Annotated in this window: 15 protein-coding genes, 2 rRNA genes and 1 riboswitch; of the genes, 15 read left to right on the top strand and 2 right to left on the bottom strand. The window is 47.6% G+C overall.

Annotated features, from left to right (window positions below; all coding sequences use genetic code 11):
* The 5 genes from OIU26_RS10500 to OIU26_RS10480 all read left to right on the top strand — a co-directional run.
* Positions 1–220, top strand: a 23S ribosomal RNA gene (locus OIU26_RS10500); the annotation flags it as partial.
* Between the two features lie 77 nt (positions 221–297).
* Positions 298–414 (top strand): 5S ribosomal RNA (gene rrf / locus OIU26_RS10495).
* A gap of 215 nt (positions 415–629) precedes the next feature.
* Positions 630–1,622 carry a ketoacyl-ACP synthase III gene (locus OIU26_RS10490; protein WP_264216765.1) on the top strand — a complete coding sequence of 331 codons (993 nt, stop codon included), beginning with the start codon at positions 630–632 and terminating at the stop codon, positions 1,620–1,622.
* A 129-nt stretch (positions 1,623–1,751) separates the two neighbouring features.
* Entirely contained in the window at positions 1,752–3,887 is a 2,136-nt protein-coding gene (locus tag OIU26_RS10485) for a DNA topoisomerase III (protein WP_264216764.1), read from the top strand.
* A 99-nt stretch (positions 3,888–3,986) separates the two neighbouring features.
* A complete protein-coding gene (locus OIU26_RS10480; protein WP_016819760.1) occupies positions 3,987–4,124 on the top strand; it encodes a hypothetical protein in 138 nt (45 codons plus the stop codon).
* Between the two features lie 185 nt (positions 4,125–4,309).
* Here the strand turns inward: OIU26_RS10480 and OIU26_RS10475 are convergent, their stop codons facing one another.
* Both OIU26_RS10475 and OIU26_RS10470 read right to left on the bottom strand, forming a co-directional pair.
* Entirely contained in the window at positions 4,310–5,470 is a 1,161-nt protein-coding gene (locus tag OIU26_RS10475) for a type II asparaginase (RefSeq protein ID WP_165082836.1), read from the bottom strand.
* A 365-nt stretch (positions 5,471–5,835) separates the two neighbouring features.
* Complete coding sequence (locus tag OIU26_RS10470; RefSeq protein ID WP_013369463.1) at positions 5,836–5,964, bottom strand: DUF4023 family protein; 129 nt, start codon at positions 5,962–5,964, stop codon at positions 5,836–5,838.
* A gap of 194 nt (positions 5,965–6,158) precedes the next feature.
* On the opposite strand from OIU26_RS10470, the gene OIU26_RS10465 reads away from it, so the two are divergent.
* The 10 genes from OIU26_RS10465 (at position 6,159) to purF (ending at position 16,752) form a co-directional block, all read left to right on the top strand.
* Positions 6,159–6,422 (top strand): DUF1294 domain-containing protein, encoded by a 264-nt coding sequence (locus OIU26_RS10465; protein ID WP_013369464.1) that lies wholly within the window; start codon positions 6,159–6,161, stop codon positions 6,420–6,422.
* A 150-nt stretch (positions 6,423–6,572) separates the two neighbouring features.
* Positions 6,573–7,007 (top strand): universal stress protein, encoded by a 435-nt coding sequence (locus OIU26_RS10460; RefSeq protein WP_013369465.1) that lies wholly within the window; start codon positions 6,573–6,575, stop codon positions 7,005–7,007.
* Between the two features lie 350 nt (positions 7,008–7,357).
* Positions 7,358–7,459, top strand: a riboswitch (purine riboswitch).
* A gap of 148 nt (positions 7,460–7,607) precedes the next feature.
* Complete coding sequence (gene purE / locus OIU26_RS10455; protein ID WP_013369467.1) at positions 7,608–8,093, top strand: 5-(carboxyamino)imidazole ribonucleotide mutase; 486 nt, start codon at positions 7,608–7,610, stop codon at positions 8,091–8,093.
* Positions 8,090–9,265 carry a 5-(carboxyamino)imidazole ribonucleotide synthase gene (gene purK, locus OIU26_RS10450; RefSeq protein WP_264216763.1) on the top strand — a complete coding sequence of 392 codons (1,176 nt, stop codon included), beginning with the start codon at positions 8,090–8,092 and terminating at the stop codon, positions 9,263–9,265. The genes purE and purK overlap by 4 nt, the downstream gene beginning before the upstream one ends.
* Positions 9,266–9,267: 2 nt before the next feature.
* Positions 9,268–10,566, top strand: coding sequence for an adenylosuccinate lyase (gene purB / locus OIU26_RS10445; protein WP_013369469.1), 1,299 nt, complete (start codon positions 9,268–9,270; stop codon positions 10,564–10,566).
* A gap of 619 nt (positions 10,567–11,185) precedes the next feature.
* Positions 11,186–12,067, top strand: a complete 882-nt coding sequence (locus tag OIU26_RS10440) for a phosphoribosylaminoimidazolesuccinocarboxamide synthase (RefSeq protein WP_264216762.1) — start codon at positions 11,186–11,188, stop codon at positions 12,065–12,067.
* Positions 12,068–12,125: 58 nt separating this feature from the next.
* On the top strand, positions 12,126–12,371 hold the full coding sequence (gene purS / locus OIU26_RS10435; protein WP_007428837.1) for a phosphoribosylformylglycinamidine synthase subunit PurS: 246 nt from the start codon (positions 12,126–12,128) through the stop codon (positions 12,369–12,371).
* Between the two features lie 4 nt (positions 12,372–12,375).
* Positions 12,376–13,065: a phosphoribosylformylglycinamidine synthase subunit PurQ gene (purQ, locus tag OIU26_RS10430; protein ID WP_040102116.1), complete on the top strand. Its 690-nt coding sequence runs from the start codon at positions 12,376–12,378 to the stop codon at positions 13,063–13,065.
* On the top strand, positions 13,043–15,286 hold the full coding sequence (gene purL / locus OIU26_RS10425; protein WP_165082828.1) for a phosphoribosylformylglycinamidine synthase subunit PurL: 2,244 nt from the start codon (positions 13,043–13,045) through the stop codon (positions 15,284–15,286). Before purQ ends, purL begins: the two co-directional genes overlap by 23 nt.
* Positions 15,271–16,752, top strand: a complete 1,482-nt coding sequence (gene purF / locus OIU26_RS10420) for an amidophosphoribosyltransferase (protein ID WP_264216761.1) — start codon at positions 15,271–15,273, stop codon at positions 16,750–16,752. Before purL ends, purF begins: the two co-directional genes overlap by 16 nt.
* Positions 16,753–17,076: the final 324 nt, after the last annotated feature.

The raw sequence follows: 17,076 nt of genomic DNA, 5'->3' as shown, positions 1-17,076 counted from the left end.
TGGACGTACCGCTGGTGTACCAGTTGTTCCGCCAGGAGCACCGCTGGGTAGCTATGTACGGAAGGGATAAGCGCTGAAAGCATCTAAGCGTGAAGCCCCCCTCAAGATGAGATTTCCCAGTATGTAAGACCCCTTGAAGACGACGAGGTAGATAGGTTGGGGGTGGAAGTGCAGTAATGCATGGAGCTGACCAATACTAATCGGTCGAGGGCTTATCCTAAGATAAGGCGCAAGGAAGTTTCGGATCCAGTTTTCAGGGTGTAACCTTGAAGTTAGAATTTGCGAGGCAAATTCATGTTTGGTGGCGATAGCGGAGGGGTTCCACACGTACCCATCCCGAACACGACCGTTAAGCCCTCCAGCGCCGATGGTACTTGGACCGCAGGGTCCTGGGAGAGTAGGACGTTGCCAAGCAACAAGTAAAAAAGATCATGATCTCACTGAGATCATGATCTTTTTTTGTGTTAAATATCAGTAGAATTTTTTATTAGAGTAAGTTAGTTATAAGTTCGACTGAATCTGTGGATATTAGCTAGTAAATAGATAGACATTTTTTCAAGAAAATTAGTACCAGGTATTAGTATCTGGTGTTATAATATAAATAAGGATTATAAAGGAGAGTGATCAGAATGTTGAATTCAAAAGCAAAGTTAACGGCCCTTGGCACTTATGTACCTGAACGGATTTTAACAAACGCCGACTTGGAGAAACTTGTGGAAACTAGTGACGAGTGGATTGTACAACGAACGGGTATGCGGGAACGACGAATCGCGGCTGAAGATCAGTACGTATCTGATTTATGTATACAAGCTATTAAACGTATGGTTAACCTTTATAACGTAAATGTGAACGATGTTGACATGATCATTGTAGCGACAAGTACACCTGATTACTATTTTCCAAGTACGGCTTCCCGTATTCAGGCTTATTTTAATATTCCAAATACAGGATCAATGGATGTTAGTGCTGCATGCGCAGGCTTTGCCTATGGACTTCATTTGGCGAATGGTCTTATTACGGGTGGTCTACATCGTAAGGTTCTAGTGATTGGAGCCGAAACATTATCCAAAATTACAGATTATACCGACCGGACGACATGTGTTCTTTTTGGAGATGGAGCAGGAGTCGCACTTGTTGAATATGACGAGGATGAAGGATCATTTTTGACCGCAGATATAGGAACCTTTGGGCAAGGTGGAGCACATCTTTACCGCGCAGGATTATCTAACTATTTGGATGGAGAGAAGCTGCAAGATAATGGTTTTATTGCTCAAAATGGACGTGAGGTTTATAAATGGGCTGTACGCTCTGTTCCAGCTGGCATCGAAAGATTAATGGATAAGGCAAATATGGAGAAGGAAGAACTTGACTGGTTTGTACCTCATAGCGCTAATCTGAGAATGATTGAGTCCATATGTGAAAAAAGTACAGTGCCTTTAGAAAAAACGCTGACGAGTGTAGAGTTTTATGGCAATACCTCGGCGGCGTCCATTCCGTTGGCTTTACAGTGTGGATTGGATGATGGGCGTTTAAGATATGGACAACATGTGGTGTTATATGGATTCGGGGGAGGCCTGACGTATGCGGGTCTGCTATTAAAATGGAGTGTGCCTGATTTATAAGCTGTCTAATGCATAAGCAATAGTAATAGTGTGTAAAGATCATGTTGATAAAGAGACGTTGGTTGGCATTAGATTTATCGTAAGATGGCAGGATGGTATAATTAACATTATGAGAGAAAGGAGCGTAACATGAAGGTATTGGTATTGGCAGAAAAACCATCCGTGGCCAGAGAGATTGCACGTGTGATGGGCAGCCGAGAGAAGCATAAAAGTTATATAGAAGGACCTAAGTATGTAGTGACATGGGCTTTGGGTCATTTGGTCGGATTAGCAGAGCCTGAGGATTACGATTCTAAGTATGCGACTTGGAACTTGGAGGACTTACCCATTCTTCCGAAGAACTCCAAGTTAAAGGTATTGCGGGAAAGTAATCATCAGTTCAAAGCTGTACAGCAGCTTATGAAACGACAGGACATTGGAGAACTTATCGTGGCAACAGATGCTGCTCGTGAAGGAGAACTGCTGGCACGATGGATTATACAAATGGCAAACTGGAAAAAGCCTTTCCGACGCTTATGGATTTCCTCGCAGACGGATAAGGCAATTAAGGCAGGTTTCGCGAAATTATTGCCTGGCCAGCAGTTTGATCGTTTATATGAATCGGCTCGCTGTAGGGCTGAAGCAGACTGGATGATTGGTCTCAATGTAACCCGCGCGTTAACGGTTCGTTATAACGCTCAGCTTTCGGCTGGAAGGGTACAGACACCGACACTGGGGATGATTATGGAACGTGAGAAAGAGATCACTCAGTTTCGTTCTCAGGAATATGATACTTTGACGGCGGATTTTGGTCATTTTCAGGCAACATGGCGGGCAGAAAATGGGGATTCACGTATGTTTGACCGTACTCAGGCAGAGACTTTGCGCCACAGGCTTGAGGGGGCCAAAGGTACAGTTGTGAGTGTTAAAAAGAGTGAAAAAAACGAGCCTCACCCGCTGGCGTATGACTTAACTGAGCTGCAACGAGATGCTAACCAGCGCTATGGCTTCTCAGCCAAACAGACGTCCAATGTTCTTCAGCGTCTGTATGAGCAGCATAAGCTGGTGACTTATCCACGTACAGATAGCCGTTATCTTACATCCGATATGGTGGATTCACTTAAGGAAAGACTCAGTAGCGTAGCAGTGGGTCCGTATGCTTCCTTAGCACGTCCGCTATTGCGTAACAAATTGCCAATCACAAAGCGAGTTGTGGATGATAGTAAAGTCACAGATCACCATGCGATTATACCTACTGAGCAGACATTATTGCTTAATCAGCTAAGCCCAGAGGAACGTAAACTGTATGATCTGATTGCGCGCCGTTTTATCAGTCTGTTCTACCCACCTGCACGTTATGATGCTGTAGCTGTATCGGTCATGGTGGGGCAGGAAACATTTCAGGTCAAAGGTACAACCATAAAAGATAGCGGTTGGCGTGCTGTATATGACGAAAGTCATTATGAATTGGACGATGAAGAGATAGAAGATCGTGAAAATAATGGACGGGGCGTTATTTTGCCTGAGCTGAAAAAAGGAGACTCCGTCCAATTGCAGCGTTGTATTGTACGAGCTGGACGAACGTTGCCGCCGAAGCGTTATACAGAAGCAGCCCTGCTCGCTCAGATGGAAAAGCATGGCTTGGGTACACCAGCTACTCGTGCAGATCTGATCGAGAAACTCGTCAGCTCTGATACGATAGAGCGCCAGGGGAACGTGATGCATCCAACTGGCAAAGGCAAGCAACTGATCGAATTGGCGGCTCCACAGCTACGAACGCCCGAATTGACGGCACGTTGGGAAGCGGAGTTGGAACGGATTGCCCGTGGTCAAGGACAACCTGAGCCATTTTTGAATTCTATCCGTGCTATGGCGAAAGAATTGGTTTCTACTGTGAAAAATAGCAGCGCGGAGTACAAACCCCATAACGTAACGAATAGCCATTGTCCGGATTGTGGTACAAAGTTGTTGGAGAAAAAAGGGAAGAAAGGCAAGTTCCTTGTATGTCCAAGTGCGGATTGTGGTTACCGTCGTTCAGGGGAAAAACGCTTGTCCAATCGACGTTGTCCACAGTGTCATAAAAAAATGGAAATGAAAGAGGGCAAAGCAGGTCTGTATGTAAGATGCTTACCCTGCGGCATTACGGAGACGCTGGATAAGGACAAGCAACGGGTAAACAAACGGGAACAGCAAAAGCTAGTAAAACAGTTTGAAAAGAAGGATTCCTTTGGCTCCAGTTTGGGGGATTTGTTAAAAGCAGCAATGGAGCAAAAGCAGGGCGAATAAAGATTGGCCAGAACGTGCTATAAGCTACACAATTAGCAGGCGTATGTCGGTATAAAAAAGCTTACTCCTTGGCATGGTAATCCGAGGAGGTGAGTATTTATGCCCAAGCATAAGCCGCTTAAAATCAATAATCAGCAAAATAAATCAAGTATACTGGAGGAAGAAATCGCTGCCCATCCAGAGAAGCAAGCTAAATATCCTCCAAGCTTGAATGGGATTCCCAAACAGCAGTCTTGATGCTGCCTGTAAGGGAAAACGAATGGCTGTATAAGACCAGAACGATTGGAAACCAGATAAATTAGTTATCGGTCCCAGACTCTATTTTCTTGCATAAAAGAAGCAGCAGTACGGCGGTCAACCGTAACTGCTGCTTCTTTTTCATAATAAGGAAGTTGTATTTATTTGACTTGGAATGACTGCTCTTAGTATTCATTAAAGAAAGATTGAATTTGGTTCACATCGTGCGTTTGGGTCAAAGCGAGCATGAGCAAAATCCGTGCTTTTTGCGGATTGAGCGAATCAGTGGACACAAAGTTCGAAGCTGCGTCTTTTGTCGACGGGGACACAACTCCACTTCCTACGCGGGTAGAGCGGGCAATAATCACTCCTTTTTTACCTGCGGCCTCTGCGCCTTCTGAGGAGGTTTTGGACAAGGAGCCATTACCGGAACCAGCGACCACTATGCCCTTGGCACCAGCTGCTACGGCTGCATCATACAGGTAGCGACCGTTGTTTTGATATTCGTATAAAATATCTACTTGTGGTAGCTGGGTGAGATTAGAGATATCGAATACAGAAGAAGTCGTGTGCTTATGAGTAGATTTGTTGTAGTAGTATACCTGATCGCCTACTACAGCTCCAAGGTATCCCTGCTCTACAGACTTGAACGTATCGACTGCTGTTGTATTCGTTTTTGTGATATATCTTGCTGCACCGATGCGATCGTTCAGCAATACGAGTACACCCTGGCCTTTGGAGGCCGAAGCTCCGGCAACTTTTACAGCATTATAAAGGTTGAATGGACCATCGGCACTGATGGCAGTAGCGGGGCGCATAGAGCCAACAACAACTACAGGCTTATCGCTCTTAACGACAAGATTGAGGAAGTATGCCGTTTCTTCCAATGTATCTGTACCATGGGTAATGACAATACCGTCCACATCGTCTCTGGCAAGCAGTTCGTTGGTGCGTTTGGCAAGTTTTAAGAGGATTTCATTATTAACATCGGGGCTACCTACGTTAACCACTTGCTCACCACTGACATTTGCAATACTTTTCATCTCAGGAACGGCATTGATCAAGGTTTCAACACCTAATGCGCCTGCTTTGTAGCCGGTTGTATCTGTGTTGACGGAGGATGACCCTGCAATGGTTCCTCCTGTGGCCAGTATTTTAATATTGGGCAAGTGATTAGTTTGTGGCTTATCAGATTTGTCCAAAGTTGTAGTGCTAGAAGTAGATAACGTGGTATTGGTTGTAGCTGCTGCCGCAACGTTAGCAGTAAATCCACCACTCCATAAGGTACTTCCGAGAATAAAGCTGGCCAACAGGGGAATCATTGTCATTTTTTTCATGTTAGTCATATAAAGCTCCTCTCCAATCTTAAACCTCGAAATTTAATGATAGATTAACTGACAAATACTTTGTCGAATAACGTTAATATCACGCATTATAGGGTGTGAAATCGCCTTTAGTCAATATATATGTTAGATAATATGACTCTAAAACTCATCTTTATTATATGTAATCGCTTTAATTATACCTGGATGGAAAAGATTTGAAAACAAAAGCAACAAGCAGAAATCTCATAAGGAGTCTGCTTGTTGCTTTTGATAAAAGGTGAACAACTGAGTTTACCTACCTTTAATTTCATTGAATGAGAGTGACAAGATGAAGTTGATGTCTTACGGTATTTACATGGTTCTACAGTTGAATACAGTTCCCATGATCAGGGGTTTTTGCTGTGCTGTTTTGTTGGCAAGCTGGCGCTGGGGGTTCCTTTTCCTTGTTTACGGTTACGTTCTGCCTTTTTTGCATTTTCTCGTAGCTTTTCAACGTACTCATGGGTGCTTTCCATCGTAGTTCCTCCTTTAAGACAAAATAGATGCACTCGGGAATTGCCCTCATACACCGTTACTATTTCCGCAAAAACGTTTTCCCAGTCAGAGAAGGCGTTGTTTCTATAAAAGGGGTGAGGTTATAATGAAGGAGAGAGCTCTATATAAGTCCTAATACCTGAAACTGGTACGGTGTGCAAAAGGAGGGGAGACATTGCAGACAGGCTTGTTGGTATGGCTGCTGTTCATCAATGCAGTAGGCTATCTGGTAATGTCGGAAGATAAAAAGAGAGCACGTAAACACCGTGATCGTGTACCTGAACGGACGTTGTTTTTGCTGGCCCTGATCGGGGGCGCATTGGGTGTACTCATTGCGATGTACCGCAAGCGCCATAAAACACGGCATATGACCTTCAGATTAGGTATTCCTGCGTTGCTATTCATTAACGCATTGCTCTATGGGTATTTTTTACGGTAAGGCTGGGAGTTTAGCTTCCCATAGGGAAGTTTAATGATGATTGAGAAGACTATTCTCAGCCATTACATGATGTAATGAAAGTGAACAACTACAGGAATACATAATTTCAGGCTTTGATTTAACAAACTGAATTCGGAAGAGGTGCGTATTATGCTATTTTCAAAAGTGTTGCTTGCTTATGACGGTTCGGATGCATCCAACAAAGCTTTATTGAAGGCGGCTGAATTGGTGAAGGCATCACCCTCCTCGAAGCTTGAGGTCGTAACAGCATTCGATTTCCCGCGGATTTTTATGGGCGAAGGCTTGGCTCCAATTCCAGCTTCGGTGAATAAAGAGTATTATGATTTGGCTGAGCAAACTACGGATGAAGTTAAAAAGCGGCTTGCTGAGCAAGGTGTAGATGCCAAGGTGGAACTGATTCAAGGTTCGCCGGCCGAAGTCATTTTGGATTATGCCAATGAGAATGGCTTCGATGTGATTGTGATCGGCAGTCGCGGTTTGGGTGGTATTCGTGAATTTGTCTTAGGTAGCGTAAGTCACAATGTGGTGCAGCATGCACGTATCCCCGTGCTGGTCGTAAAATAACGAAATAAAAAAAGTAAAAGTCGGATCACTACCTGTACAGGAAGTGCCGGCTTTTTATTTTTGTTAGTAAGATGTATTGCTGGCCGTTATCAGTGTAGGTAGAGAGATAGCTAAATGTAATACAATAGTCCCGAGGTGTGCATATAAAGGGCTTGGTTTTTGTTAAACACGAACATTAAATTGTATCATTATGACAATGTTCGTTTTCAAGTTGACACAGGGTGTAGGGAATTGTTAAACTATGAAGTGTATTGTCGATAAAAAATGAACTTTAGGTACAATTTAATTAGGTACGCATGTTGGAGCCGAAACTCACCACGATTACGCTAGGAAAGTATATCGTTGGGTATGGAGTAAGCACAATCCTGACTCGTATAATGCCGGGGATATGGCCCGGAAGTTTCTACCTGGAAACCTTAAATTTCCGGACTACGGGAGACATACGGCTGAAGCCGCATTGGATGCGGTGGAACAGGCTTGCTTTTGGCATGCCTTTAAGAGGCTCTGTCGTTTGTTTTTTCGTAGTCCGGTGTCTTGAAAATAACGTTATTTTCGAGTGCCGGATTTTTGGCGCTTATTGATAAACAGGGAGTGAAGGACATGTCAGTGCAGGTCGCTGTGATTATGGGCAGCACATCAGACTGGGACACCATGCAACATGCATGTGCTGTGCTGGACGAGCTTGAAATCGGATATGAGAAAAAAGTAGTTTCAGCCCATCGTACACCGGATTTAATGTTTCGTTTTGCAGAAGAGGCCGCCGGGCGCGGATTAAAGGTCATTATTGCTGGAGCGGGCGGGGCTGCACATCTGCCGGGAATGGTGGCTGCGAAGACATCCTTGCCAGTAATTGGCGTGCCTGTCCAGTCGAAGGCTCTGAATGGTCTGGACTCCCTGCTCTCCATTGTGCAGATGCCGGGTGGTATTCCAGTCGCCACTGTGGCAATCGGTAAGGCAGGCTCTACCAACGCAGGGTTGCTGGCTGCACAAATATTAGGTGCTTTTGACGAAAAGATAAGTCAGCGGGTTGTGGCAAGACGCGACCGTATCCGTGACGAGGTACTGGAAGGCAGTGACTCGCTATGAATGAAGCATGTGAATCGGCAGGCCGAATCCGCCCTCCTGGCACAGTGATTGGAATTTTGGGAGGCGGACAACTAGGAAGAATGCTTGTACTGGCAGGAACAAACCTAGGCTATCGCTTCGTAACACTGGACCCTGCACCGGATAGTCCGTGTGGACAGGTGTCAGAACAAATCCGTGCTGCCTATGATGATGAACGCGCGGCCAGAGAACTGGCTGCACGGTGTGATGTGATCACGTATGAGTTTGAAAATGTGGATGCAGGTGTAGCCGCGCTTTTGGAACAGGAATCCAGTGTACCGCAGGGCAGTAGTCTTTTGTACACGACACAGCATCGTCTGCGTGAAAAACGTGCTATTGAAGCAGCTGGTGTTCCTGTCGCTCCATATCGTGAAATTAGCAGTTCTGCCGATATGGTTCAAGCGGTAGCCGAACTGGGTGTACCGTGTGTGCTCAAAACAGCAGTCGGCGGTTATGATGGCAAGGGCCAAGTGGTCGTTCGCCAATCGGAGGAAGCCACGAATGCCTACGAGCAACTGGCTGGAAGCGGTTCGGAACTGGTGTTGGAACAGTTCATCCGTTTTCGCTGCGAAATCTCGGTGATTGTAGCTCGCAGCACGAACGGTGAAGCCAAAGCCTTTCCGCCTGCGGAAAACATTCACGTGAACAACATTTTGCACACGTCGATTGTACCCGCACGCGTACCTGAACCTGTCCAGGAAGAAGCACGCAAATTGGCGCTGGCTGTGGCGGAGTCATTGGATGCGGTGGGGCTGCTCGCTGTGGAGATGTTTGTCACCGAAGATGGACAATTGTACGTTAATGAGTTGGCACCACGTCCCCATAACTCCGGCCACTACACGATGGAGGGATGCGCCACATCGCAGTTTGAGCAGCATATACGTGCGATTTGTGGTTTGCCACTAGGCAACACGAAACTTCTGACTCCGGTCGTGATGGTCAATGTACTAGGTGAGCATTTGGAGAACGTAATTCGGCGGTTCGGACGAACAGATGCTGAAGCTGAAAGATTGAGTGTTGTACCGAAGCTGCATTTGTATGGAAAAAGTGAAGCCAAGCCAGGCCGGAAGATGGGACATATTAATCTGTTGTGCCAGGATACGGAACAAGCGCTGGAATGGATTGATCAAACCAATATTTGGGGGGATAAATAGTCATGATCGAACGCTATAGCAGACCGGAAATGAGAGCGATTTGGACGGAAGAAAATAAATTCAAAGCTTGGCTGGAAGTAGAACTGTGTGCCTGTGAAGCATGGGCTGAGTTAGGTGTTATCCCAAAAGAAGATACCGTGGCTCTGCGCAAAAATGCAAGCTTTGATATTGAACGGATCTATGAAATTGAGCAGGAAACAAGACATGATGTCATTGCTTTTACCCGCACAGTGTCCGAAAGTCTTGGCGACGAGCGCAAATGGGTGCATTACGGTCTAACCTCCACAGACGTGGTCGATACAGCACTGGGCTATTTGTTAAAACAGGCGAATGAAATTCTGGAACGAGATATTCTGAATTTTATTGAGATTTTGAAGGAAAAGGCATTGGCTTACAAGCACACACCGATGATGGGACGTACACATGGAGTGCACGCTGAGCCGACCACATTCGGACTGAAAATGGGCCTGTGGTACGAGGAAATGAAGCGCAATCTGGAACGTTTCCGCTATGCTGCTGACCAGGTGCAATACGGTAAAATGTCCGGTGCAGTCGGAACATATGCCAACATTGACCCGGCTGTGGAAGAATTCGTATGCCGCAAGCTGGGCACCAAGCCTGCTCCGATTTCTACACAAACGCTTCAGCGTGATCGCCATGCTGAATATATGGCCACGTTGGCGTTGATCGCCACATCGTTGGACAAGTTTGCTACAGAAGTCCGTGCATTGCAAAAGAGTGAATTCCGCGAGGTGGAAGAAGCTTTTGCTAAGGGTCAAAAAGGATCTTCCGCAATGCCGCATAAACGCAATCCGATCGGAAGTGAAAACATCTCCGGTCTGGCACGTGTGATTCGCGGGCATATGGTATCGGCGTATGAGAACGTAACGCTGTGGCATGAGCGCGACATTTCGCATTCTTCTGTAGAACGCATCATTCTGCCAGATGCAACAATGCTGTTGAACTACATGCTGAACCGTTTTGGCAATATCGTGAAAAATCTGACGGTCTTCCCTGAAAATATGAAGCGCAATATGGCGCGTACGTATGGTGTACCATTCTCTGGCCGTATTATGACGAAGCTCATCGACAAGGGATTTAGTCGTGAAAAAGCTTACGATACCGTGCAGCCGCGTGCTATGCAGGCATGGGAAGAACAACGCCAGTTCCGCGAAATCGTCGAGGCGACTCCTGAAATTACTGACGTGCTCAGTCCGGATGAAATCGAGGATGCGTTCAACCCAGCTTGGCATTTGAAAAACGTGGATACGATCTTTAAAAAGCTGGGATTAGGGGAGTAAGAGGGAAGGTTGGCGCTTGGGAGAGGATCAGGAGCGTGATGAGACCGCTGCGCGAACGGATCGTTCTTCCGATTGCTGTTGCCCCTGGATTCCTGAATTGGAAAACCTGTAAAGGTTGGAATCCAGGGGCAAAGGCAAACGCTAACGCTTCTCCAGAACGATTCCGTCTGCTCCGCTGCTTCCAGCACCAACCCTCATGTGGGAGCAGAACTTGAAAAGGTACGGCACATAAGATGCCGCACCTTCCCAAGAGCGATGGAAAAGCGTGTTCCACTGCTTTTCTATCGCAGACCACGTGCTCGTGAGGGCTGCCGAATTTGCGCAGCAAACAGCCCGCAGTCCTTACGAGCACGCACAGGCTCAAGAAGCGAAGCCTTGAGCCAGCCGTTCGCGCCGACGTAAAAGCGTTGCTGGATGAGGCTTGTGCCAACAAGCTTCATCCAGCGGAGCGCGCTCACCCGACCGTAGCTACAAAATAGACGCCCTCACCCGGCTCACCAGCCAACTCTTGCGGGAGTCCCGAGGGCAGCAGCCCTGGGGGTCCTCCCCGAGGGGAGGATTTAGGAGGGGCAAAGGTTCGATTTAGGAGGGGCAACTTCTATGAAAGAGGTGTAATGAAATGTCATTGTCTACCGCCGAAGGTCTGATTCATGCGCCGCTCTTGTACAAAGGCAAAGTGCGTGAGTTGTATGATCTCGGAGAACATTTTCTGATTGTCGTGACGGACCGGATTTCGGCTTTTGATTATGTGTTGGAGCCGCCCGTACCGGAAAAAGGAAATGTATTGAACAAGCTCAGTGCTTTCTGGTTTGAACAGACGAAAGACCTGCTGGAAAACCATGTCGTGCATACCGATGTAGACAAGCTCGGACATGTCATCGACGAACAGCATAAAGAGCTGCTAAAGGACCGGATCATGGTTACGCTGAAGGCTGAACGCATCGACATCGAGTGTGTGGTGCGCGGATATATTACCGGAGGCGGCTGGCGTCAGTATGAGCAGACCGGCGAGGTAAACGGTATTCTATTGCCCAAGGGGCTACGTAAGAATGAACGCTTTCCCAAGCCTTTATTTACACCGGCTGCAAAAAATGATGTCGGTCACGACGAGGACATTTCCCTTCACCAAATGAAAGAGCTGGTCGGGGCCCAGCTAACCGGTGAGCTTGAGGAAAAAAGCTTGGCATTGTACGAATTTGCGCGTGCTTTCTGCGAAAAGCGAGGAATCATTTTAGCGGATTGCAAGTTTGAGTTTGGTCTTGTTGATGGCAAGGTGATTTTGATTGATGAAATTTTCACCCCGGACTCATCCCGTTTTTGGGCGCAGGAAAAGTATGAGCTGGATGTGGAGATTGACAGCATGGACAAGGAGCCGGTACGAAGCTATTTGGCATCATCCGGTTGGGACAAGAACAGCAAGCCCGATCCGTTGCCTGCTGAGGTCGTAGAAGAAACAACTGCAAGATATACGGATATTTGGCGGCGTCTGACGGCACAGTAAATAGTAATCATAATTCAACCAATAGGATTCACTCATTCGGAGGAGGAACTGAAGGAACATGATGAAAGCAACAGTCTATGTCACGATTAAGCAAAGCGTTTTGGACCCGCAGGGGGTCGCGGTGCAAGGCGCACTGCATTCTATGGGTTTCGGAGAAGTGGACAGCGTCAGAATTGGTAAGTATATGGAACTCAATCTGGATACAACAGACCGCGAGAGTGCAGAGAAACGCGTCATCGAGATGTGTGAAAAGCTGTTGGCCAACACGGTCATTGAAGACTACCGCTACGAACTGGAGGGCTGATTCCATGAAATTTGCAGTTCTGGTTTTTCCGGGCTCCAACTGTGATATTGACTGCTATAAGGCGATAGAGGACACGGTCGGTGAACCTGTCGATTATGTTTGGCATACTGCAACGGATCTGTCACCTTACGATTGTATTCTTGTTCCGGGAGGCTTCTCCTACGGGGATTATCTGCGGTGCGGTGCGATTTCCCGGTTTGCCCCGGTGATGAAGGAAGTAGCCAAAGCGGCTGCTGAAGGCAAATATATTTTGGGGATTTGCAACGGTTTTCAAATTTTGACCGAAGCCGGGCTGTTGCCAGGAGCTTTGCGCCGTAATCTGTCGATGAAATTCCTTTGCCGTGATACGGTGTTGCAGGTTGCGAATAACGATACGCCTTTTACAAGAGATTATACTGCTGGTGAAGAAATCATTATTCCGATCGCACATGGTGAAGGCAACTATTACTGTGATGATGAGACGCTGGCTCGTTTGCAGGCGAACAATCAGATCGTATTTACGTATAAAGATAATCCCAATGGTTCCATGACGGATATTGCGGGGATTTGTAATGAACAAGGTAACGTGCTGGGCATGATGCCCCATCCGGAACGTGCGGTGGATGCATTGCTTGGCACGGATGACGGCAAACGTATGTTTACATCTATTTTGAATGCTTGGAGGGATCGTCATGGCGCAGCAAGTGTCCGCTAAGGAACCGACGGCAGAGCAGGTTGCCGAACATAAACTGTATCAGCAGATGGGTGTGTCGGACAGTGAATATGCGCTGATCTGTGATTTCATGGGGCGTCAGCCGAATTATACGGAAATTGGCGTGTTCAGTGTTATGTGGTCAGAGCATTGTGCTTACAAAAACTCCAAGCCGTTGTTGAGACGTTTCCCGACGAGCGGTCCGCGAGTGCTGATGGGACCGGGTGAAGGAGCAGGGATTGTAGATATTGGAGACAACCAAGCGGTTGTATTTAAAATCGAAAGTCATAACCATCCATCCGCTGTAGAACCTTTTCAAGGGGCAGCGACTGGGGTAGGCGGCATCATCCGTGATATTTTCTCCATGGGCGCAAGACCTGTAGCTGTGTTGAACTCTTTGCGTTTTGGCAAGCTGGAGAGCGACCGTGTGAAATATTTGTTCGAGCATGTGGTATCCGGTATTGCGGGCTATGGAAACTGTATCGGTATTCCAACCGTAGGCGGCGAGGTTGTATTTGATGAAAGCTATGAGGGCAATCCGCTCGTCAATGCCATGTGTGTCGGACTGATTGACCATGATAAAATTCAGCGCGGTGTGGCAAAAGGGGTCGGCAATCCGGTGTTTTATGTGGGACCTCCGACAGGTCGTGACGGGATTCATGGAGCTACCTTCGCATCGGTTGAGCTGACAGAGGAATCCGAAGCGAATCGGACTGCTGTTCAAGTGGGCGATCCATTCATGGAAAAGCTGGTTATGGAATCATGTCTGGAACTGATCGACAGCGGTATTGTACTGGGTATTCAGGATATGGGCGCAGCGGGACTTACCTGCTCCAGTGCCGAAATGGCAAGTAAGGCGGGCAACGGTCTTGAGCTGTATCTGGATCAGGTACCGCAGCGTGAAGAGGGCATGACACCTTATGAAATGATGCTGTCCGAATCACAGGAGCGTATGCTGTTCGTGGTTGAGCCAAAGGATGAAGCACAGGCGCTTGAAATTTTCGAGCGTTGGGGCGTCATTTGTGCCAAGGTCGGTAAAGTGACGGATGACGGTCGTTTGCGTTTGTTCCATCACGGTGAAGTGGTGGGTGATATGCCAGTGACGGCGCTAGTTGACGAGTGTCCGATCTATGACAAGCCTTCCGAAGTCCCTGCTTATTATGAGCAAAATGCTGCGATTGACACACTTCGGTATGCAGAAGTAACGGACTTGAACGGCGCGCTGAAAAAGGTGCTATCTTCACCAAGTGTAGCTAGCAAGAAATGGGTATACGAGCAATATGATTACATGGTTCGCACCAGTACGGCCGTTCGTCCGGGTTCGGATGCAGCTGTAGTGACCGTACGTGGCACCCGCAAGGGACTTGCAATGACTACGGACTGTAACGGACGTTATGTATATCTGGACCCTGAGGTAGGTGGACGGATTGCAGTCAGCGAAGCAGCTCGAAACATTGTATGCTCTGGTGGAGAGCCTTTGGCGATTACGGACAATCTGAACTTTGGTAACCCTGAAAAACCGGATATTTTCTGGCAAATGGAAAAAGCCGTAGACGGTATGGCAGAAGCTTGCCGTGTACTGGATACACCTGTTATCGGGGGCAACGTTAGCTTGTACAACGAAAATGCCAAAGGTTCGATCTATCCGACGCCTGTAGTCGGAATGGTCGGTCTGGTACATGATACAGATCATATTACGACACAAGGCTTCAAAGCCGAAGGCGATGTCATTTTCCTAGTGGGAGAGACGAAGGCTGAGCTAGGAGGTAGTGAGTTCCAGGCTGTCGTGCACGGTGTATCCGAAGGACGTCCGCCTGAGCTCGATTTGAATGTAGAGAAAAAACTGCTGACAGCGGTGCTAGGAGCGATTCAGGCCGGATTGGTACAATCCGCACATGATCTCGCAGAGGGCGGATTGGCTGTAGCGCTTGCCGAATCCGGCATTAGCAGCGGATTGGGAGTGCAGGTTAACGTAGAAACGTCTTTGCGCCCTGATCATGCTTTATTCAGCGAAAGTCAATCCCGCATTTTGTTATCTGCATCACCGGATAAAGCGTCTGCGTTGGAAGCACATCTGCGTGGAGTGGAAGTACCAGTTACCGTATTGGGAAAAGTTGAAGGATCACAATTGACAGTTGAGGTGAACGGACAACCCGCTTTGAACGAGGCAGTCGCCAGTTTGAAGCAAATCTGGGAGGATGTCATTCCATGTCTGATGAAATAACAGCACGGACGTTGTGGACTGGAGATTATTATAATGAAGGCTCGGGTAAAGAGGGGCTGTTCGATAAATTAAAAGAGGAATGCGGCGTATTCGGGGTGTACAGACACTCCGATGCCGCTTCCCTAGCGTATTACGGCTTGCACGCGCTTCAGCATCGTGGTGAAGAAAGTGCAGGTATCTGTGTGAGCAGTGGCGACGAATTCCATTATCATCGTGGAATGGGACTTGTCAAAGAAGTATTTAATAAAGACTTAATGGCTTCGTTGACAGGCGATATTGCCATAGGACATGTGCGCTATTCGACAAGTGGAGACAGTAAGCTGACGAATGCACAGCCTTTGGTGTTCAAGTATCGTGATGGTGATTTGGCGGTAGCGACGAACGGAAATATCGTGAATGCTTTGCAAATTCGGCATGAGCTGGAGCAGGGTGGGTCTATTTTTCAAACAACCAGCGATACCGAAGTAGTAGCACATTTGATCGCCCGGTCGTCCAAGGATTTAGTGGAGGCTGCCAAGGATGCATTAAAGCGTATTGTCGGAGGGTTTGCTTTCCTTATTATGACCAATGACAAGCTGCTTGTGGCTTCTGATCCCAACGGATTGCGTCCATTGACGATGGGCAGATTGGGAGATGCTTATCTGTTTGCATCCGAATCCTGCGCTTTGGAAACGATTGGTGCAGAACTGTTGCGCGATATCGAGCCAGGTGAGCTGTTGATTCTTGATAAAAATGGACTGCACGAAGACCGCTATACGGAAGATAAGCAGCGTAAAGCGCTGTGTGCGATGGAGTATATTTATTTTGCTCGCCCTGACAGTGATTTGAACGGAGCTAATCTTCATGCTGCACGCAAACGGATGGGCAGCCAACTGGCGCTGGAGGCTTTTGTCGATGCTGATTTGGTTACCGGTGTACCGGATTCCAGCATTTCGGCTGCAATTGGTTATGCAGAGCAAACAGGTATTCCCTATGAGCTGGGCATGATTAAAAATAAATACACTGGACGTACCTTTATTCAACCGAGTCAGGAGCTGCGCGAGCAGGGTGTGAAAATGAAGCTGAGCGCCGTACGCCGTGTTGTTGAAGGTAAACGGGTCATTATGATCGACGACTCTATCGTTCGGGGCACCACATCTCGTCGAATCGTAAATATGCTGCGGGATGCGGGCGCTTTGGAAGTACATGTACGAATTACCTCACCGCCTTTCAAAAACCCGTGCTTCTACGGTATCGACACGCCGGACCGTCGGGAACTGATCGCTTCGTCCAAAACCGTGGAGGAGATTCGGCAAGAGATTAACGCCGATTCGCTCTATTTTATGAGCGCCGAGGGATTGATTGCCGCGGTAGGCGGACATAACGAACAGGATTACAAGGGCGGTTTGTGCATGGCTTGTTTCGATAATGATTATCCGACACAGGTAGATTTTAAAGGCGAAGAAAAGTTCGGGTGTAGTTGTTAATATAGGGAACAAAAGAGGTACAGAGGTGCATGGAGGCATGGGATGGCGGTTCTGAGGGAACCACTCCGCGTGTGGGAGGTTCTTACGATCGCTGCGTTCCTCAGGTGTGCAGCATTTTGCAGCAGTGCCTGTACCTCTTCTGTTCCCACAGGGAAGAGGATAGGTAAGGCCGTTAAAAACTCATGGCATAACTATTTCATGCCATGAGTTTTTAACAGGCAGGGCGAAGCAGCCTGCCTCAAGGGTCAAAGAAGTAAGCCGCCCGTTGGCGCTGCTCACTTCTTTGACCGGCACGTCCCCGCCTTTGCGAAGCAAACAGCCCGG

It is taken from the genome of Paenibacillus sp. BT-177, from assembly GCF_025846815.2.
GTDB classification, from domain to species: Bacteria; Bacillota; Bacilli; order Paenibacillales; family Paenibacillaceae; genus Paenibacillus; species Paenibacillus polymyxa_C.
Note: the sequence above shows the minus strand (reverse complement) of the source record. Positions and strands in the feature narration are given on the sequence as shown.